This is a genomic window from Sediminibacterium ginsengisoli, assembly GCF_900167075.1.
Lineage (GTDB): Bacteria > Bacteroidota > Bacteroidia > Chitinophagales > Chitinophagaceae > Sediminibacterium > Sediminibacterium ginsengisoli.
The window spans coordinates 559697-578733 of the sequence record NZ_FUWH01000001.1 but is presented as its reverse complement, the minus strand read 5'-3'; the positions used below and the strand labels follow the sequence as shown (position 1 = coordinate 578733).

Below are 19037 nucleotides of genomic sequence, written 5' to 3'. Positions count from 1 at the left end.
CCCGGTGGAAAATGGCACAAAAAGCCGTTATTTACTCAGTCAAAACCGCCACCGGCTCACTCAGATCCTGAACCGGTACTTAAATGAATAGTTTTATTTTTTAACTCCTGCAGATGATGCGTTCCTGGATGTTGCTGTTTTTGATGATCGGGTATCTCTGTCCGCTGAAAGCGCAGGATGCGGAGCAACTATGCATCAGGTATACAAGACAGGGAGGTGATTACCTGGCCGAATTCCGGGCACAGGAAGCCTTGTCCGTTTACAGGAAAGCGCTTTCCTATGCATATGAAACGGGAAGCAACTTCTACATCGGCAGTGCGCTGAAAGGCATGGGGCAGGCTATCTGGTACCAGGGCATTTTTAAAGAGGCCGCAGACACGATGGAGTCTTCGCTACACTATCTGCGAAAACAGGATCAGGCCTGGCAAACTGCCACATCATTAAGGCTGCTCAGCAATATCTACGATGAACTGGGAAATTATGAAAAAGCTTTTGCTGCTGTAACGGAAGCCCTGGAATTGTATAAGACCGTATCCGACAGGCAGAATATGCTGCTGTCGATTGTGCAGATGGGTGTTCTTTATAAAAATATCGGCGACTATGCAATGTCGCTTGAGCTTCTCAGAAAAGCCGCGGCACTGCACCCTTCAAGAGGTAATTATGATTACCGCGAAATGAATACCCGCTTCGGGGATCTTTATATGGCGATGAAACAACCGGACGTTGCTTTGTCCTTTTACCGGAACGCACGCTACGGCTCTCCGAGCAATATGAGGATCTACCTGAAATTCGGGGATTATTTCCTTTTCAAAAACCAGCTTGATAGTGCATATTATTATTATCATGACGTTTACTTGAATGCAAAGGACAGCTCCAAGAATATCAATCACAAAATGTCTGCCCTGCTGGGCCTGAGCAATGTATACTATAACCGGAACCGCCTCGATGAAGCACTGCAAACTGCAACGGAAGCACTGCACGATGGCGATCTGAAAGGCACGCGGCAACACAGGCAGAATGCACATTTCCTGCTCTCGAAAATCTACAGCACACAAGGAAATACCACGCTCGCGTTTGAACATTACAAACAATATGAACAGCTGAAAGACAGCATTTCGTCTGATCAGTTCAAAGGGCATCTTTATACATTCAAACAAAAGAATGATCTTGAAAAAAGAGCGGATGAATTGCGTTTCCTGAAACAGCAGCGTAATTTCCTGATCGGCAGCATTGCAATCATTTCAGTACTGGGCATTTCCATTTTTTTCATCATTGCGTTAAGGCATAAAAATGAAAAACTGCAATTGCAGCACCGCTCTGCAGAACTTGAAATGCAGGCTTTACGGGCACAGATGAATCCGCACTTCATTTTTAACTGCCTCAGCGCCATCAATCATTTTATTGTCAAAAACGAAACAGACCTGGCTTCAGATTACCTGACAAGGTTTTCCAGGCTGATCCGACAGGTACTTGCGCATTCAGGCAAAAGTATTATTACGCTTGAAGAAGAACTGAGCATGCTGAAGCTTTATCTCGATATGGAACAGCTGCGGTTTAAAGATGCATTCGATTACTATATCCATTACGATGCCGGTATCCAGCCATCGATGGTCTCCGTTCCTTCGCTTTTATTACAGCCGTTCTGCGAAAATGCCATCTGGCATGGCTTACTTCACCAGTCCAGAAAAGGAAAACTTACCATTGACTTTTCCCTGTATAAGAATACGCTTATCTGTAAAATAACAGATAACGGGATCGGCAGGGAGAAGGCAGCGGCGATGAAAACACATGCAGAGGAAAAGCAGGGATCTTACGGCCTTAAGCTCACTGCGGAAAGGCTGGCGCTTTATAATGGCAGCAAATACAGTGCAGATGATTTCAGCATGGCCGACGTACATGATAAAGACGGGAATATTGCCGGCACTGTGGTAATTTTAAAAATCCGAAACCAATTCTCAGATGATCAGGACAATAATCATTGATGATGAACCTTACGCTTCGGAGCTGCTGGCCAGCCTGCTCAAAAAGTATTGCCCTGAAACAGAGATCATACAGATCTGCAACAGTGCTGAAGCAGGTTTAACAGCGATCCGGGGCATGAAACCTGACCTGGTATTTCTCGATATAGAAATGCCGCACATGAACGGATTTGACCTGCTGGAAAAGCTCACACCGGTATCTTTCGATTTTATTTTCACCACCAGTTATGATCAGTATGCGATTAAAGCGATCCGCATCAGTGCACTGGATTACCTGCTGAAACCCGTTGATCCGAATGAGCTCAAAACAGCCGTCGAAAAATATATCACGAGAAAAAGCCGCCTGCTGCCGCAACAGCTCGATATTTTACTCGCGCAGCTTCAGCATCCGCGGACATTATCGAACCGTATTGCACTGCCTACAATGGAAGGATTGCAAATGATCGCGATCAACAATATCCTTTTCTGTACTTCCAGCAGCAACTACACCATCCTTACATTAAAAGACAATCAGAAGCTTACCATTTCCCGCACGCTGAAAGAGATAGCTGAAATGCTTGAAGAACATCCTTTCCTTCGCGTGCATCATTCCAGCCTGGTTAATCTGAACGAAATCAAAAAATACATCCGCGGCGAAGGTGGCAGCCTGCTCATGAGCGATGGTTCGCTTATCGATGTATCACGCTCCAAAAAAGACCAGTTGCTGAAACAACTATCGGGTAAATAAGTTACCGGTCACTAACCGGAAGCCGCAGACCGCTCAATCCCTCTTTTCAACCTTCTTTCTCAACTCTAATTTTAATCAATCGCTTTTCATACTATAAAGCTGATTGGGTTAAGAGGGAGTATGTCTATACGCCCTCCGTTTTAAACATCATTATCAATTTTGTATAACCGGCATTATGCAGCAACCGTTTCGTTATTTATACATTGGCCTGATCTTATTCTGTTTTCCTGCTTATACCATTGCACAACAGCAATTAAAAGGCACTGTTACAGACAATAAGGGTAATCCCCTTGCAAATGCATCACTGGTATTGCTCAGGGACAGCAGTTTTGCAGCTGCGTCCATCGCAGACAGCGCCGGTCATTTTATTTTATCAGCTTCGCCCGAACAGGGAAAATCTTATGATCTGAAATGCACGCTGGCAGGTTATCTTCCTTTTACCAAACATTTTGTTTATCCAGACACTACAGGTATCTCAAAGATCGTATTAGTGCAGGATGCACATATGCTGGCCAACGTTACAGTTACGGCAACCAAACCGCTGGTAACAAGAAAGGCGGACCGTTATATTGTGAACGTCGAGAACAGCTTTCTCGCAAGTGCCGGATCGGGGCTTGATGTACTGGAAAGATCACCCGGTGTATGGGTATCGCAGGATGGCAGCATACGCATCAACGGCAACCAGTCGGTAACTGTTATGATCAACGATGTAATGCAGCGCATGGATAGCGATGCACTTGCAGAATACCTGAGAACCCTTAAATCGGAAGATATCAGCCGTATAGAAATTATCCAGAACCCGCCCGCAGAATTTGAAGCATCCGGTTCCGGCGGCATCATTCATATCATTCTGAAAAAGGGAAGACGTGACGGGCTGACCGGCAGCATTTTTTCGCAATACCGGCAGCAGGGGAAAGAGCCCTATATCAACGGTGGCATATCGTTCGATTATAAACGAAATGCCTTTTATCTGTCCGGAAACACATCAGCAATGCTTGATAAAAACAGCGCCAGCGGCACCAATGATATTCTTTATGCGAACAAGAATACTTATCATGGTTCCGGCTTCAGGCATAACCGCAATACGCGTCAGTTATACCGCCTGAACGCTGCATATGATATCTCGGATAACCAGTCCGTTACCCTGCAAAGTCAGCTTACCAACAGCAGATTATCCAATGTATTTACCACATACATAGAAGAGCATACCGGAGGCACAATCGTTACAGGTGTTAATTATTCAGACTGGTTCCGTAAGCCGGGGAACAATGGTGTCAATATTACTTACAAACTGAAGCTGGATTCCCTTGGTTCCGGATTAAAGATCATCGGCGACTATACAAAAGGAACAAAAGAGGAGATCAATGCATTTGAAGGATTATACAGTGATGTACAGCAAAACGCACGGTATACCAACAGCACACCGAATATAACCACCATTTATACATTACAATCCGACTTCACCAAAGTATTACCGGCTAAAACAGAATTCAAAGCGGGGGCCAAATATGCTGCTATTAAAAGAGATAATGAAACGATTGTAGACGATTACATTAATAATATACCCGTAAGGAACCAGTCTGCCAGCAATCATTTCATTTACGATGAAACCTTACTGATGGCTTATGCTTCGCTGAGCAAAACATGGAATAAAACCAGTGTTCACGCGGGACTCCGGGCCGAGCAGACCTATGCGCATGGTCATTCGGTTACAGATGGTCAGCAATTCTCACGCAGTTATTTCGGTTGGTTCCCTTCATTGTTTGCAACGCAGACACTTAACGAAGAGGGTGGCAGTATGATCTATTTCAGCTATGCGCGGAGATTACAGCGCCCCGGGTTCAACCAGCTGAATCCATACCGGCTCCAGATCAATAAGGTAACAGTTATCACTGGCAACCCGGATCTGTTACCACAATATACCCATAATATACAGGCTGGTTACCAGTTTCTGCATGGACTGTCGGCAGATATATATTTTTCGGTAACAGATCATATCATCGCGCAGCTAACCAATCCGCTGGGCAATAATATTATTGAAACACAGTACCGGAACTTTAACAGCAGTACCGAAGCTGGCTTACTGCTGAATGCCAATACAAAGATCTTCAGTTGGTGGAACAGCATCAGTAATCTTTCGCTTTACCGTACCAGCAATAAATACCAGGATTTTTCGATTAAGCAGACAAGCTACTCCTTGAGATCAACACAGAATTTTATACTGAAGAAAATAGCCGAACTGAATATTGGTCTCGAATACAGATCAGCTTATGTAACAGCCAATTCCAAAGCATCTGATTTTATCTATACTGACTTCAGTATGTCGCGCAGGATCCTGAACAACAAAGGCCGCATCAGCTTTTATATTTCAGACCTTCTCAATACAGCACGTGAGCAGGAGAAAACAGATTATAACGGCACACATGTAGAGTTTTATCAGAAAAGACAAACAAGGAATTTTGCACTGGCATTCAATTACAATTTCAGCCTTGGCAAAACTTTCGCCAGGAAGAAGATTGAACAGGAAAACAGCGATGAGAAAAAGCGGATCGACAACTGATCACCATTCTCAGCTTATCCATATTTTGGGGTGCTCGGCAAAATATGGTAGCGCAAATGCACCTGCTGCACCGGTAATGATCTCTACACCCAGCGTAAGTCCTCTTGCACTGGGGGGCATCAGGGCTCCTGTCGGGAGCATATGCGGACCGAGCGGGATGAATGCTACAATGATCGTCAGCACAACAGAAAGCACGATATAGATCACCATACCATTCCTGACGTATTCGCGGAGAATACCATACACAATGCCTGCAACGATCAGCGTGGGAATTGTAAAGAAAATGATGGAATTGATATTGATGTACTCGGCAAATTCATAGCCGGTCATTTTGCGGTACATAACATCAAAAATCAGATTGAGAATTGTGGCAGCGATGCCAACGAACAAGCCGCCCATAATACCCCTCACGGGGATTGAATACCTGTAAGGTGAAGTGGTTTCCATATAGAGATGTTTTAGAGTCAGAGAATCTGTCCAAACAATCCGGAAATCCAAGCTGAATTATATCCTTCGTAAGAGCTTTACCACTGTAAAGTTGAACATTTCTTTTTATTTATCCAAGCAGGAATATGTGGTTGCCGGCAGCCGATTGAAGACTATTTTCTCTCGCTGATGTCTTCCGAGCAGGCACTCGCTATTCCAAAGCTGTTTATAGATTCTTTCCGCCGTTGTTGGTCGCCGGACCACAACTGTACCGAACCCAAAGAGGCGCCTCTGCAAAGACTGGTAGGATCTTTTGGTTATTGGTTAACCATACCGATCTTACGCTGCCTCCGCCGATGTTTTCGAAGGGGACTCAGCAAAGACTGGTCGATTTATTTGATTAGTAAATTCTTACGAATACCTGAGCTCGCCTGACCAGTAACAACTTTCACCAACCAAATTATCATTTACCTTTCCATTATGTACACCAGGGAAGAATCTTCTGCTATCAAACAATCCTTCTGGACAAGATTTGGCCAGTATATGCAACCCGTTCCATCAGCAGGCGGAGATAAAGTGAGCTGGTCGAACTATAAAACAGGCATCCGGAATATTTATTTCAGACTGAAAGCCGAAAGGTCATTCGCCGCCGTTGCAATAGAGATCACACATTCCGACCCGGAACTCCGTGCACAATATTTTGCCCGTTTTGAACAAGTCAGATCAATGCTGCACGAGACACTGGGCGAGGCCTGGAACTGGGAAGAAAATGCCATCAACAGCGATGGTACACCTATAAGCAGTATCTCGGTTCAGATTAAAGATGTAGATGTTTTAAAACAGGCTGACTGGCCCGAAATCATTTCTTTCTTCAAACCCAGGATCATCCTGCTCGATCAGTTCTGGAATGAGGTGAAGGAGCTGTTTCTCTGACAATGCATCTTCAGTTCCCTGGCTACGCTTACTGCATTTGATCGGTGAGTTACAAAATTAAAATCCGGGCCGACTGCTTAATTTTGCAATACAGGTATCAGATATGTGAAAAGAAGCAGTACAGATATGAAGGTCTATAAATTTGAAATATTTACCGCCATTATCGAAAAAAATATCAGGCAGGGGGTCTTCGCGCCTGGGCACAAGCTTCCGTCCGTACGGGAAATAAAGGAGCAATACCAGCTGAGCATCAGTACTGTACAAAATGGGTATGCTTACCTGCTGATGAGGGGATTGGTGGAAAGCATTCCAAAATCAGGTTATTATGTTACAGCCAAGCCAATCCGGCCGGAGCGGTCTGAAAAGGTTAAGCGCAGTCCCGTAGTCAGGGATGCAGTTTTCAAAAAACATCTCGAATTGACTACTTCATTAAAATCTGGGCGTAAGTTTTCTGAATTTAATGTTGCAGCTCCGGGCGATCTTTTAATACCGCACAAATTGCTGCTACGGACCATGCAGGAAGTGATCCGGCAGCAAAGCGCTGGCCTGTTGCGGTATTATCCGTCAAATGGTTTAACAGAGCTGAAGAACCGTATTATTCAAAGGGCTTCTGCCTATCAGTCCATAATTGACCCGGATGAACTGATGATTACCGATGGTGCATTACAGGCACTATATATAGCGTTGACTTCTGTTTGTAATGCCGGAGATATCATTGCGGTAGAAAGTCCTTGTGTGTTTTCAGTACTTGAAGTAATAAGAGTGCTCCGTTTAAAAGTAATTGAGATACCGGTGAGTGTATCGCAGGGTTTTGATATTGCTTTTTTGAGGAAAGCATGTCAAAACAATAGCGTTAAAGCTGTAATTGTAACACCGAACTTTCATAACCCGACAGGGACATTGCTTTCAGACGAACAAAAGCAGGAGTTATTATCTGTAGCGCTCCGGTACAATGTAGCAGTTATTGAGAATGATATTTATGGCGATCTTAATTTTCGAGGCGAGAGACCTTCAACAATAAAAAGTTTTGATGAAAGTGGCATCGTCTTGTCGTATTCGTCTTATGCAAAAACACTTGCGCCGGGCATCAGGCTCGGCTGGCTGGCTGCAGGTAAATTCATGCAGCGCGCGGAACAGATTAAGTTTGCCCTGGGCAGTACGGTTTCGCCATTATACCAGGAAACTGTGAACCGTTTATTGAGCAGGAGCAGTTATGACCGGCATGTTCGTTCATTCCGTATGCAGCTGGCCCGGAACGCTTACCTGGCTGTCAGTTTGCTATCAGATTATTTTCCTGATAAAACGGCCGTACATGTTCCACCGGGCGGCTATAATCTATGGGTCAGGATGCCCGACGATACCGATATGCAACATTTTTACGCGCATTGCGAGAAGGTAGGGGTAAGATTCACGCCGGGATATACTTTCTCATTCTCCGGAACATTCAGTAAACATTTCAGGCTGGTATTTGCAGATAAATTTTCACCGGAAAGAATAAAAGCGATCAGGCTTGCCGGGTTGAAGTTTCGTTAGTATCTGTACTGGTTATAATTACAGAATGTGTACCGGAATGCAGCCTGGAATGCCGCTTACATTTGCCTGTCTTCATTTAATAAGATATGGCTATCATCACAAAATTTACAGTAGCAACTGATCAGGGAATTGATGATCTTTTAATGCTGACCCGGGAGTCGGCAAAAGAAAAGTTTTTATTCCTCCCCGAAGAGCAGATAATCACCAGTTATATCGCAGCGCATTTAACCAGGCAGGCGCTTATTCATGAGGTCAACAGCATGTCGAATCAATGGCTGGTTGTGTATGCGGATAATGAGCCCGCGGGTTATGCACGGATCACCACTAAAGGAAAAAAGCCTGCTTCTCTGCATCAGAACAGAGCTATCCGCATTGCAGACTTCTCTGTATTAAACAGGCATAACAATATTGCTGTAAGAGAATCTTTATTCAGTAAATGCATAGCAGTCTGCAGATCCTATGAGAATATCTGGGTGAATGAATACATCGAAAACCCGCTCATTGATTTTTTTGAAGCAAACGGATTCGTCAGGCAAAATGAGGCGGCGCAACATGACGATTTACCGTTAAAGTCGCTGTATTTAATTGCATAACAGTTGCTGTACCGTCGATCGGTGGCTGAATAAATATCTTTCCGGATCATCACTTTATTTATTCCTGCGCATTGATTAAGCTCATCCGTTTTTGTATTACTGCAGATGGAGTGGGCATTGCTGTCAGGTTTCTGTTCATCTTTTCCAATTCATCAAAATGCGATCGAATCAATCATCAAACAGCATCCCTGAACCAGCATCTGTATTGCTGGTTGTGATATTATCATTAGGAACTTTTATCATTTTCTTTCAGGGATTTATGGTAGCGCCGATTTTACCCGGGCTTGCTTCACTGTTCAGGGCCTCTGTACGTCACGTGAGTTTTATAGAGCCTGCCTATTTATTAGGATACGGCATTGCAACCCTGATCTACGCACCTTTATCTGACAAATACGGGCGGTTTCCGGTTATACTGTTTTCAATGTCCTGTTTCATTGTTTTAACTGCATGTACAGGCTTCTGTTATTCCATCGATCAGATGATCCTGCTACGGCTGTTAACCGGTATTGGTGCAGGCGGTGTGGCGCCAACCACGATCGGCTGGATAGGAGATCGGTTCCCGTATGAAAAGCGCGGACATGCGTTAGGCATTTTTTTCGGATGTATGGCCGGGGGAATGGCTTTCGGATCCAGCGCCGGCGCTTTGCTTACAGCCCGGTTAGGCTGGCAGATGATGTTCTGGACTGTAGCCGCAGTTGGTGTATGTATTTTAATCATACTAATCTTATACAGCAAAAAACTGTATCATAAAAATGACAGCAATTACGGAAGCTTCCGTACAATGTTTACATCGTTCAAAGAAATCTATTGGCAGCCCCGGGGCAGGAAAACCTATCTTTTTGTATTGTTCAATGGCATGTTTCACAGCGGTGTTTTCTCCTGGACCGGTTATTACTTTTATAAAAATTACCAGCTTGATGAAAGGGAGATCGGTTTTGCGCTGCTTGGTTATGGTATTCCGGGATTATTACTTGGCCCGCTGCTTGGCAAACTTGCCGACAAATTCGGCCGCAACAGGATCATCCCGATCGGTATTCTGACTGGGGCATTATCAGCCATATTCCTGGGGATGAATTATTCACTGGCAGCATCCTGTGTTTTTATCGCCACCTTATCCCTCGGCTTTGATCTAACCCAGCCTTTATATGCCGCCATCATCACCACCGTTTCTCCTAAAAAAGGAGCAGCAACAGGTTTATTCGCATTTTTTCTTTTTATGGGTTACGGGTTTGGCAGCCTGCTTTTCAGCCTGATCGTTAATACCGGGCTGAATGAAACTTTTATGTTATTCGGAGGAGCGGGGGTGATCGCCGCAGGTATTGCAGTGAAAACATTCAAAGGTGAAAAATAACACGGAATGCAACCCGATCAGGCCTGCATTTCCTGGCTGGAACTATTAACAACAAAAAAGTCGCTAATGATTAGCGACTTTTTGCATTTTGTAGCGAGGATGGGAATTGAACCCATCACCTCAGGGTTATGAATCCTGCGCTCTAACCAACTGAGCTACCTCGCCGATTCCCCCGTTTAGGGGGTGCAAATATAGGAACTTGCATTTAGTACTGCAAAAGTTTATCGATCCTTTCTGCCAGTTTTGCCGGAGTAGGCAGCATCATAGCCTCCAATACAGTATTAATAGGCACTGCAGGCAGATCCATGGCGCCCATTACTTCCACTCTGGCATCCAGGAAATGGTAACATTGGTTGGTAATACGCAGGGCAAGGGCTTCAGAAAAGGAGTTGTTCTGTTGCTCTTCCGTTAATACCAGTACTTTTCCGTGCCTGGTTGCTGCTGCAAAAACCGCTTCTTCATCCAATGGATAAAGCGTACGCAGGTCAATAATTTCTACCTGGCCGGGGTATTGGGCAGCTACCGTTTTAGCCCAGTATACACCCATTCCGTAAGTGATCACGCATACAGTCTCGCCTTTTTTCAGGGCATTGCTGTCGGCCGCAAGCACGGTATTCGCTTTGCCGAGCGGGAGTACATAATCCTTATCCGGTTCCGTGGTACGGGCATCCTCGGTACCGGGAACCTTGCTCCAGTACAGGCCTTTATGCTCCAGCATGATCACCGGGTTTGGATCGAGGAAAGCTGCTTTCATGAGGCCTTTCATATCAGCGGCATTGGAAGGGTATACTACTTTAATCCCTTTAATGGTAAGCAAAGTGCTTTCTATACTTCCGCTATGGTAGGGCCCGCCCCCGCCATAAGCGCCGATGGGAACGCGGAGTACCATCTGTACCGGGAATTTTCCGTTGGAGAGATAGCATGATTTGGACAATTCCGTTACCAGCTGGTTAAACCCCGGGTAGATATAGTCTGCAAACTGTACTTCTACAATCGGCTTCATCCCTACCGCCGATAAACCGGCTGTAGAACCCACTATATAAGCTTCCTGTATAGCAGTGTTGAATACCCTGTGATCGCCGAATTTGTCTGCCAGTGTTGCCGCTTCGCGGAAAACACCGCCCAGTCTTCCGCCCACATCCTGTCCGTAGAGGATTGCTTCCGGATATTCTTCCATGATCTCTTCCACGGCATGCAAAGCTGCATCAACCATTAATATTTTCTCAGCGTTCTTCGGTGAGCGCTGGCCTTTTTCTTCTTTAACCGGCGTAGGCGCAAATACGTGATCTGCAACAGATGCCGCATGCGGATCCTGCGCGATCTGCGCTTTTTTAAATGCTTCCGTTACCAGTTCCAGCGCTTCTGTTTCCGCTGCGCTCACTTCATGTTCAGGCACACCAACATCTGTGAGCAGGAGCCGCAGTTTAGGCAGCGGATCGTATAAACCGTGCTTCAGCAGGTCTTCACGGGTACGGTAAAACTCTTTGCGTACACCACTCGTATGGTGACCCAGCAAGGGCACTTTTGCATGCACCAGTACAGGTTTTCTTTCCATTCTTGCATAAGCAATGGCTTCTCCCATCGTCTCATAGCTGCGTACGAAATCGCTGCCATCGCACTGAAGTCTTTTTAATCCTTTAAAACCCTGGGCATAATCAAATGCATTCATATTCCGCACTTCATCTGAAGAAGCGCTGATGCTCCATTGGTTATCCTGTACCAGGTATACGACCGGTAATTGCTTCAGCACGGCAAACTGCAGCGCTTCGCTCACTTCACCTTCCGTTACACTGCCATCACCCAGCGAACAAACCACGATCGGCAATTGTCCTTCAGCGGTTCTGCCGATCTTTTCAGAAGCGTATTTTTCCAGGAAGCGGATGCCCTGTGCAAGGCCTGTGGTTGGAATAGCCTGCATGCCCGTAGCACTGCTCTGGTGTATGATAAAGGGCCTGTCTTCATCGCGGCTGCTCGGGTGGCAGTAATAAGAACGGCCGCCGGAAAAAGGATCATCCTTTTTGGCCAGCAGCTGCAGCATCAGCTCATAGGGTGTAAACCCGACAGATAACATAATGCTGTCGTCGCGGTAATAAGGGCTCACCCAGTCGCAGGCAGACAATTGCATACCTGTAGCCAGCTGGATGGCTTCATGACCCCGGGAAGTTGAATGAACATATTTGCATACCTGCCTGTTGGCATCGTAGGTATCGCACATGGCTTTGGCTGTAGCCATTAGTTTATAAGCCTGCAATAGTAAAGTTGGCGTCAGCATCGTCTGTTTTCCTCTTGGGTTAAAAACGCCGGATCTGTTATTTTATTTCCAGCGCGAACATTTTCTGTTCTGCAAGATAACCCTCAAGCAGGTCACCTGATACACATTCTCCTACACCGGCCGGTGTACCGGTATAGATCAGGTCGCCGATATTCAGTGAAAAATAGTTTGAAATATGGGCAACGATCTGGTTGAAAGAGAAGATCATGTGAGTTGAATTACCGCTCTGTACGGTTTCACCGTTCTTTTTCAACGAGAAGAGGATCGGGTTGCGTGAGATCTCGGGTGTAAGCGGCACCCATTTACCAAGTACGGCTGAATTATCCCAGGCTTTTGCTTTTTCCCATGGGAGCCCCTTTTTCTTCAGTTCGGCCTGCAGGTCACGGGCGGTAAAGTCTATCCCCACCGTAATGGCGTCATAATATTTACCGGCATGTGTTTCGGGAACATATTTACCGTTCTTGGATACCCTCAAAACCAGTTCTGCCTCGTAATGAAGCTCGTTGGAGAATTCCGGGTAATAGAATGGTACGTTGGGTTGAAGTAGTGCGCTCTTGGGTTTCATGAAGATAACAGGTTCCTCAGGAACCGCATTGCCCAGTTCTTTCGCATGATCGGCGTAGTTCCTGCCTACGCAAAAAATCTTCATACTAATACGTTTAAATGCTAATACAAGCGTTTTCAAATAATGATTTACAGCCTTGGGGGTCAGGTTGTTTTCACTTGTATTAGATTTTGTGCATTATTATATTGTGAAATAAGGTCATTCTTGGGTGAATGCCAAATTATTTACCATATTCATGGTTTTTTCTATACCAACGGTAGCAAAAGATTCGATGATCTCGGTGCATTTCTGCACTTTCTGGTTTACCAGGCCCTGTTCTGAAGCCTGCCATCGCCCCAGTACAAACTCTACCTGCCTGCCTTTGGGAAAATTGTTCCCGATGCCAAAACGCAGTTTGGGATAAGCATCCGTTCCTAATGTAAGCTGTATATCGCGCAGTCCGTTATGGCCGGCATCGCTGCCTGAAGGGCGGAGCCTGAGTTTATTGATGGGCAAAGCCAGATCATCTACAATAGTGAGTGTATTGGCTAACTGGACCTTTTCCTTATCCATCCAGTATTTAAATGCTTTCCCGCTGAGGTTCATGAAAGTGGTGGGTTTGATGCAGATGAACTGCCTGCCCTTCCACTTCACTTCTGCCACATCGGCCAGCCGGTCGTTACGGAAAAAACCGCCATGCTTCAATACGAAGGCGTTCACCACATCAAAACCGATATTATGACGTGTATTAATGTATGCCTCACCGATATTACCCAAGCCAACCAGCAGGAATTTGCTCATAGTGTAAAATTACTGAACACCAGCGGATTGTATGGTTTTTTACGCCATTTTATTGCCATAAAACTTATATTGCTCCCGGAAGGCTTTCCCCCTCCTTCCACTGTGAACATGACAGGTAACCTGGTAAAACTGGTTAATGCTTTGCTCGATGCAGGCGTTACGGACGATATTTCATTTCGTGAACGGAAGCGGATCAGGACCCTGAACCTGGTTGCAATTGTCTATGCACCAGTTACCCTTTTCTTTATCATTACGAATATTATCAACGGGCATTATGCGGCCGCAGCCATTGGCGGATGCAGCCTGGCCGGCAACCTTTTTTTCATCCTGATCAATCACTTCAGGCGATTCAGGGTATTTGTCACCGTACTGGCCGTACTAGGAAGTTTCTTCTTCACTTTCGGCGGCATCGCATTTCAAAACGGGAACGAATATTACCTGATTGCCCACATGACGGTAGTTGCGATCATCTTTCATAAAAGGTGGCTCATTATACTGCTATCCTGTCTCGACGTACTCCTTTTCACCTGGATGCGTATGACAGACACCAGCGCTTATGCGATCGATATTTTACCGGCCAACCGGGTGATCGTGAATATCATGATGGCGCTTTCGCTCGTAAGCATCGTTGTTCAGTATCTCCGGAACGAACATATCCTTGCCGAGCAAAAGCTCGCCGCCAAAAACCAGGAACTGGAAGTACTGAACAATACCCGGGAAAAGCTGATCTCCATTATTGCGCACGATGTATCATCTCCCATCGCGCAGCTCAAACTTTCCCTATACCTTATCAATAATAAGACGATCACACAGGAGAAATTCCAGGAGCTGTCCGAACAGCTTTCCTTACAGGTTACCGAACTACTGGGCAGCCTCGACAACCTGCTCAAATGGAGCCGGAACCAGCTGCATGGTATTGCTACACGGCCCCAGCATGTGGCTATTGAACCGGTATTCCGCCAGGCTGTGATCCTGCAGAAAGAAAATATCGACAACAAGCAATTGAATATTGCAGAATCGGGAATAGAAAGAACATTGTGGATAGACCCTGATCACCTGCTGCTGATCTTACGTAACCTTGTTTCCAATGCGGTCAAATTCAGTTACCAGGGCGGCACCATTGCGCTCAAAGTTTTTAAAAAGGACGACCGCATCGTGATCAGTATCCAGGATAACGGTATTGGCATGAGCGCAGAAACGGCAAAAAGTCTTTTTGGAGGGGAGCCGCCTGTCTCCAAAAGAGGCACGCTCAACGAAAAAGGGACCGGCATCGGGCTTCGCTTATGCCAGGAATTCACGGCTTTCAATAAAGGCTATATGTGGGTGGAAAGCGAAGAAGGCAAAGGCAGCACATTCTTCGTTTCATTCCCCGTTCATCACCAGGCATAAAAAAGCCCGGATGAACCGGGCTTTGTATATAAACACCTGCAGGCGCTTATTTCTTCTTTCCTTCTTTTTCTGCAGAAGCTTCTTCCTGTTTCAGCTGACGGGTCATTACTACTGAAGCAATAGGAATACGCGGAGAGTTCATGATCTCCATGTTAGGAGCATCAACATCTTCAACACGGATATTTCCGTTCAGTTCCAGGTTAGTGATATCCACATTGATGGCTTCTTTGAGGTCTTTAGGCAGTGCCTTTACTTTCAGAGATTTCATCTTGGTTACCAGCTTACCACCCGCTTTTACACCGGCAGATGTTCCTACGAACTTCAGTGGCAGGGTAGCTACTACTTTTTTGTCTTCTACGAGTTCCAGCAGATCTACGTGGATCAGGGAATCATCAACTTTGTCGAACTGCAGGTCTTTCAGAATGCAGCGGTAGGTTTTACCATCCACTTTCACTTCTGCTACCTGGAATTCGGCTGTGTATACGATAGGCTTGAAAGCCTTTGCAGGAGCATAAAAATTGATCTCCTCAGCACCCCCGTAAATTACAGCTGGCACGTTCTCCTGAGAGCGAATCTGGCGGGCGGCTTTTTTGCCATGCTCGGTCCTCAGTTGTCCTTCGATTGTAATTGTATTCATGATTAAAATTTTGGACGGCGAAGGTAGGGAAAAAAACAATGGGTTCGCAGTTTATATTCTTTATACCGAACAATTACTGCGAACCCCGTTTCCGTCTCTTCTGCCCGCTCTATTTCCCTTTCAGTTGGGAATGGATGAAAAGACTTGTAATACTCTTATTTTCATAGGCATTACGTATTGCAATTGCAAACAGATCTGCCACTGATATTACTTTAATTTTTGGTGTTTCCTGCTTCAGCGGTATGGTATCACATACAACCAGCTCTTCCAGTACGCTGTTTTCGATGTTCTCATACGCTTTGCCGCTCAATACCGGGTGCGTGATAAGGGCCCGTACACTCCGGGCGCCCTTTTCCTTCAGCAATCCTGCCGCTTTGGCCAGGGTGCCGCCGGTATCGCAGATATCGTCTACCAGGATAATATCCCGGTCCTGCACATCGCCGATCACTACCATGCTGGCAATTTCATTGGCGCGTTTGCGGTGTTTATCGCAGATCACCATTTCAGCATTGAAATAGCTGGCGATCTCCCTTACACGGTTGGTACTTCCCACATCCGGTGCGGCAAAAGCGAGGTTCTGCAGCTTCAGTTGTTCAATATAAGGAATGAAAATGGCTGAACTGTCCAGGTGATCCACCGGCACATCGAAAAAGCCCTGGATCTGCGCAGCATGGAGGTCCATTGTAATTACCCTGTGCGCTCCGGCTGACTCCAACAGCGTTGCTATAAGTTTGGAGCCGATTGCAACACGGGGTTTGTCTTTACGGTCCTGGCGTGCGAATCCGTAGTACGGAATAACCGCAATAATGCGATAGGCACTTGCTCTTTTAGCCGCATCGATCATCAGCAGCAGCTCCATCAGGTTGTCTGTGGGGGCATAAGTGCTTTGTACAAGGAAAACATAATCGCCGCGGATGCTTTCGAGAAAGATCGGCTGAAATTCACCGTCGCTGAATTTCTGGATATTGATCTTGCCAATAGGTGCGCCGAATTTCTGTGCAATTTTCTCTGCCAGTTTCTGCGACCCTGTGCCGGAGAATATCTTAACGGAAGGGTTCATATGTATGGGGAATGTGCGGCGAAGATATAGATTAGGTTAAGAAATTATGATTTGATTTTTTATAAATTTTTACTATGAGAAAAAATACGATCAAGGATTGGTCGGGTGATGACCAGCCCCGGGAGAAGCTCTTACAGAACGGACCTGAATCGCTGAGTAATACGGAATTACTGGCGATACTGATCAATAACGGCATTTCCGGGAAAAATGCCGTAGAACTGGCCCGGGACCTGCTGGATGCTTCCGGGCAGCATATCCCCACCCTGGCGGCTTTTTCGGTGAAGGAACTGGTAAACCTGAAAATAAAAGGCATCGGCCCGGCAAAAGCCGTTTACCTGGCCGCTGCCCTGGAACTGGGCGTGAGACGGAATACTGCAGGTAAAAAGAAAAAAGTGATCACCTGCAGCAAGGATATAGCAGATTACCTGCACGAGCGGTTCAGATATAAAAAAACTGAAATGTTTTCTGTTGTCTTCCTGAATCACGGCAACAGGGTATTGCATATGGATATCGTAAGCGAGGGCGGTGTAACGGGCACGGTGGCTGATCCGCGCATCATTCTTAAAAAGGCGCTGGAATACGATGCCACATCACTTATCCTCTGCCACAATCATCCGGGCGGAAATTTAAAACCCAGCAGGGCCGATCACCAGGTTACCGAAAAACTGAAACGCGCTGCAGCCTGTTTTGATATCAGGATACTCGACCATATTATCGTGGGCGAAGATGGCTATTACAGTTTTGCAGATGCCGGCGTGCTTTAGGCCTGCGCGGTAGGACCACCGAAATTCATCGGGATCTCGATATGTTCAAGGTCCTGGATATCCCCATTGGCTGCTTCGAAACGTTCGATATTCTCAGCCAGGGCTTTCATAAAGCGCTTGGCATGCATCGGCGTAAAGATGATCCTTGATTTCACCCTGCTTTTAGGCGTTCCCGGCATCACATTCACAAAATCGATAACGAATTCGGCATTACTGTGCGTAATGATGGCCAGGTTGGCATAGGTACCTTCCGCTACCTCTTCACTGATCTCGATATTCAACTGGTTGGCTTGTTGTGGATCCTCCATAAAAATCAAATTAATAGACAAATGTATTCAAATCGGCAACAATTATGCCTGCGACCTCCCATTTACCTCCTTAAAATATAAAGGGACCACCAAACGGCGGCCCCTTTATATTCCTTAAAACGTATTGCTGTTAAGGGTAATAAGCCTGCAGGGCATCATATTCGAATTTTTCAGTAACCGTAACAACCCTTGGTGTTACCACGCCACCGATAGTAGTAGTGAGGGTGAACGAATATTTGACTACCATGGACCTGTTATCATTGGCCGTATAAGTAAACTGGTTAGGAGCGGAAGCATCCAGTGTAATACCTGTTACAGCCGTTGTACCTGACTGGTTCAGAATGCCCGTAACCTTACCTGTTCCATCGATCACATACCTTGGTGCAAACAGCGCTGTTGACGCACCTGTTGAAAGGTTGGCCGCAAACAGATAGCGATAGGTGGTTGCGGAAGAAAGCGCAGCAGCAGAGAAATCGAGAATATCCAGTGTTCCTGCTGAGTTCGCTTCGAGGTTAACCGGTTTGGTGTTGTTGGTATAACCATACTGGCCGGCGGGGTCAGAGACCGTGGTGGTCCATTTGTACCTGCCCGTATAACGGCTGTTATTGAATGCGGCGGCACCATTAAAGATGATATCAACCGTTTTATCCAGTTCGCTGTACACTCCCTGGTTAACGGCGGTAATGGTGAAAGTAGCACCATACCATAACGCCGGGTTGAAACCAGCTTTATTAACTGTGAACCTTACGGGAAAATCGAACGAATTGGCTGTTGATGCAGGAACGGATATTTCTGCCGGGATCGTGATCGCTCCGGCTGGTGGTGCGGTGAAACCGGAGAGGGCTGTCATAGCCACTTTTACCAGCAATGGTCCTGAAAGCTTTGTTTCGCGCGGCTGCGATACGTGAAGGGTGAAGAATTTCACTTCTTCAGTTGCAGGTGTTGCAAAGCTGAAATTGGTAAACGCGTTGAATCCAAAGCCGATATTCTGTGCATCGGTATTCAGGTATTGTGCTTCCGTAATGGCAGTCACAATAGTACCCTTATCTGTACGCAACCCCGCCATATCAGTAGCCGATTTCAGGCATGACGATAAAGAAGCGACAAGAAATAAGAGCAAACTATATTTTATATATTTCATAATGCTGTCCTTTATAATT

At 45.9% G+C, this 19037-nt stretch carries 17 protein-coding genes and 1 tRNA gene; 9 read left to right on the top strand and 9 right to left on the bottom strand.

Features of this window, described 5'->3' with window-relative positions:
* Positions 1–113 precede the first annotated feature (113 nt).
* The 3 genes from B5D42_RS02645 to B5D42_RS02635 all read left to right on the top strand — a co-directional run bounded on the left by B5D42_RS02645 (position 114) and on the right by B5D42_RS02635 (position 5266).
* On the top strand, positions 114–1982 hold the full coding sequence (locus tag B5D42_RS02645; protein WP_078829866.1) for a tetratricopeptide repeat-containing sensor histidine kinase: 1869 nt from the start codon (positions 114–116) through the stop codon (positions 1980–1982).
* On the top strand, positions 1960–2706 hold the full coding sequence (locus tag B5D42_RS02640) for a LytR/AlgR family response regulator transcription factor (protein ID WP_078829865.1): 747 nt from the start codon (positions 1960–1962) through the stop codon (positions 2704–2706). Before B5D42_RS02645 ends, B5D42_RS02640 begins: the two co-directional genes overlap by 23 nt.
* A gap of 175 nt (positions 2707–2881) precedes the next feature.
* On the top strand, positions 2882–5266 hold the full coding sequence (locus tag B5D42_RS02635) for an outer membrane beta-barrel family protein (RefSeq protein WP_078829864.1): 2385 nt from the start codon (positions 2882–2884) through the stop codon (positions 5264–5266).
* 9 nt (positions 5267–5275) lie between these two features.
* On the opposite strand, the gene B5D42_RS02630 is transcribed toward B5D42_RS02635, so the two are convergent.
* Positions 5276–5713 carry a hypothetical protein gene (locus tag B5D42_RS02630; protein WP_139366949.1) on the bottom strand — a complete coding sequence of 146 codons (438 nt, stop codon included), beginning with the start codon at positions 5711–5713 and terminating at the stop codon, positions 5276–5278.
* Between the two features lie 459 nt (positions 5714–6172).
* On the opposite strand from B5D42_RS02630, the gene B5D42_RS02625 reads away from it, so the two are divergent.
* From B5D42_RS02625 to B5D42_RS02610, 4 genes are all read left to right on the top strand, one after another.
* Positions 6173–6625: a DUF4268 domain-containing protein gene (locus B5D42_RS02625; RefSeq protein WP_078829862.1), complete on the top strand. Its 453-nt coding sequence runs from the start codon at positions 6173–6175 to the stop codon at positions 6623–6625.
* A 105-nt stretch (positions 6626–6730) separates the two neighbouring features.
* Positions 6731–8158, top strand: coding sequence for an aminotransferase-like domain-containing protein (locus B5D42_RS02620; RefSeq protein ID WP_245825527.1), 1428 nt, complete (start codon positions 6731–6733; stop codon positions 8156–8158).
* An 86-nt stretch (positions 8159–8244) separates the two neighbouring features.
* On the top strand, positions 8245–8751 hold the full coding sequence (locus B5D42_RS02615) for a GNAT family N-acetyltransferase (RefSeq protein ID WP_078829860.1): 507 nt from the start codon (positions 8245–8247) through the stop codon (positions 8749–8751).
* Positions 8752–8908: 157 nt separating this feature from the next.
* Positions 8909–10102 carry an MFS transporter gene (locus B5D42_RS02610; RefSeq protein ID WP_078829859.1) on the top strand — a complete coding sequence of 398 codons (1194 nt, stop codon included), beginning with the start codon at positions 8909–8911 and terminating at the stop codon, positions 10100–10102.
* A gap of 91 nt (positions 10103–10193) precedes the next feature.
* Here B5D42_RS02610 and B5D42_RS02605 read toward each other — a convergent pair.
* The 4 genes from B5D42_RS02605 to pth all read right to left on the bottom strand — a co-directional run bounded on the left by B5D42_RS02605 (position 10194) and on the right by pth (position 13719).
* Positions 10194–10267 (bottom strand) — tRNA-Met (locus tag B5D42_RS02605).
* Between the two features lie 40 nt (positions 10268–10307).
* On the bottom strand, positions 10308–12374 hold the full coding sequence (locus B5D42_RS02600) for an alpha-ketoacid dehydrogenase subunit alpha/beta (RefSeq protein ID WP_078829858.1): 2067 nt from the start codon (positions 12372–12374) through the stop codon (positions 10308–10310).
* A 37-nt stretch (positions 12375–12411) separates the two neighbouring features.
* Positions 12412–13023, bottom strand: a complete 612-nt coding sequence (locus B5D42_RS02595) for a fumarylacetoacetate hydrolase family protein (RefSeq protein WP_078829857.1) — start codon at positions 13021–13023, stop codon at positions 12412–12414.
* 114 nt (positions 13024–13137) lie between these two features.
* Positions 13138–13719: an aminoacyl-tRNA hydrolase gene (pth, locus tag B5D42_RS02590; RefSeq protein WP_078829856.1), complete on the bottom strand. Its 582-nt coding sequence runs from the start codon at positions 13717–13719 to the stop codon at positions 13138–13140.
* Here pth and B5D42_RS02585 point away from each other — a divergent pair.
* Positions 13657–15108 carry a sensor histidine kinase gene (locus B5D42_RS02585; protein ID WP_176112878.1) on the top strand — a complete coding sequence of 484 codons (1452 nt, stop codon included), beginning with the start codon at positions 13657–13659 and terminating at the stop codon, positions 15106–15108. The two genes, pth and B5D42_RS02585, sit on opposite strands and share 63 nt — an antisense overlap.
* Before the next feature lie 46 nt (positions 15109–15154).
* Here the strand turns inward: B5D42_RS02585 and B5D42_RS02580 are convergent, their stop codons facing one another.
* Positions 15155–15745, bottom strand: coding sequence for a 50S ribosomal protein L25 (locus tag B5D42_RS02580; RefSeq protein WP_078829854.1), 591 nt, complete (start codon positions 15743–15745; stop codon positions 15155–15157).
* Between the two features lie 109 nt (positions 15746–15854).
* Positions 15855–16805 (bottom strand): ribose-phosphate pyrophosphokinase, encoded by a 951-nt coding sequence (locus B5D42_RS02575; RefSeq protein ID WP_078829853.1) that lies wholly within the window; start codon positions 16803–16805, stop codon positions 15855–15857.
* Positions 16806–16879: 74 nt separating this feature from the next.
* On the opposite strand from B5D42_RS02575, the gene radC reads away from it, so the two are divergent.
* Positions 16880–17569: a RadC family protein gene (radC, locus tag B5D42_RS02570; protein ID WP_078829852.1), complete on the top strand. Its 690-nt coding sequence runs from the start codon at positions 16880–16882 to the stop codon at positions 17567–17569.
* Here the strand turns inward: radC and B5D42_RS02565 are convergent.
* Both B5D42_RS02565 and B5D42_RS02560 read right to left on the bottom strand, forming a co-directional pair.
* Positions 17566–17877, bottom strand: coding sequence for a DUF3467 domain-containing protein (locus B5D42_RS02565; protein WP_078829851.1), 312 nt, complete (start codon positions 17875–17877; stop codon positions 17566–17568). The genes radC and B5D42_RS02565 overlap by 4 nt on opposite strands.
* A gap of 130 nt (positions 17878–18007) precedes the next feature.
* Positions 18008–19018 (bottom strand): hypothetical protein, encoded by a 1011-nt coding sequence (locus B5D42_RS02560; RefSeq protein WP_139366948.1) that lies wholly within the window; start codon positions 19016–19018, stop codon positions 18008–18010.
* Between the last annotated feature and the right edge of the window lie 19 nt (positions 19019–19037).

What these genes read in the sequence shown, in the direction of transcription:
- B5D42_RS02615 (WP_078829860.1), top strand. Translation starts at nt 8,245, where the DNA reads ATGGCTATCATCACAAAATTTACAGTAGCAACTGATCAGGGAATTGAT.
- B5D42_RS02565 (WP_078829851.1), bottom strand. Translation starts at nt 17,877, where the DNA reads ATGGAGGATCCACAACAAGCCAACCAGTTGAATATCGAGATCAGTGAA.
- B5D42_RS02600 (WP_078829858.1), bottom strand. Translation starts at nt 12,374, where the DNA reads ATGCTGACGCCAACTTTACTATTGCAGGCTTATAAACTAATGGCTACA.
- B5D42_RS02640 (WP_078829865.1), top strand. Translation starts at nt 1,960, where the DNA reads ATGATCAGGACAATAATCATTGATGATGAACCTTACGCTTCGGAGCTG.
- pth (WP_078829856.1), bottom strand. Translation starts at nt 13,719, where the DNA reads ATGAGCAAATTCCTGCTGGTTGGCTTGGGTAATATCGGTGAGGCATAC.
- B5D42_RS02580 (WP_078829854.1), bottom strand. Translation starts at nt 15,745, where the DNA reads ATGAATACAATTACAATCGAAGGACAACTGAGGACCGAGCATGGCAAA.
- B5D42_RS02625 (WP_078829862.1), top strand. Translation starts at nt 6,173, where the DNA reads ATGTACACCAGGGAAGAATCTTCTGCTATCAAACAATCCTTCTGGACA.
- B5D42_RS02585 (WP_176112878.1), top strand. Translation starts at nt 13,657, where the DNA reads ATGACGTGTATTAATGTATGCCTCACCGATATTACCCAAGCCAACCAG.
- B5D42_RS02560 (WP_139366948.1), bottom strand. Translation starts at nt 19,018, where the DNA reads ATGAAATATATAAAATATAGTTTGCTCTTATTTCTTGTCGCTTCTTTA.
- B5D42_RS02645 (WP_078829866.1), top strand. Translation starts at nt 114, where the DNA reads ATGATGCGTTCCTGGATGTTGCTGTTTTTGATGATCGGGTATCTCTGT.
- B5D42_RS02610 (WP_078829859.1), top strand. Translation starts at nt 8,909, where the DNA reads ATGCGATCGAATCAATCATCAAACAGCATCCCTGAACCAGCATCTGTA.
- B5D42_RS02575 (WP_078829853.1), bottom strand. Translation starts at nt 16,805, where the DNA reads ATGAACCCTTCCGTTAAGATATTCTCCGGCACAGGGTCGCAGAAACTG.
- B5D42_RS02635 (WP_078829864.1), top strand. Translation starts at nt 2,882, where the DNA reads ATGCAGCAACCGTTTCGTTATTTATACATTGGCCTGATCTTATTCTGT.
- B5D42_RS02630 (WP_139366949.1), bottom strand. Translation starts at nt 5,713, where the DNA reads ATGGAAACCACTTCACCTTACAGGTATTCAATCCCCGTGAGGGGTATT.
- radC (WP_078829852.1), top strand. Translation starts at nt 16,880, where the DNA reads ATGAGAAAAAATACGATCAAGGATTGGTCGGGTGATGACCAGCCCCGG.
- B5D42_RS02595 (WP_078829857.1), bottom strand. Translation starts at nt 13,023, where the DNA reads ATGAAGATTTTTTGCGTAGGCAGGAACTACGCCGATCATGCGAAAGAA.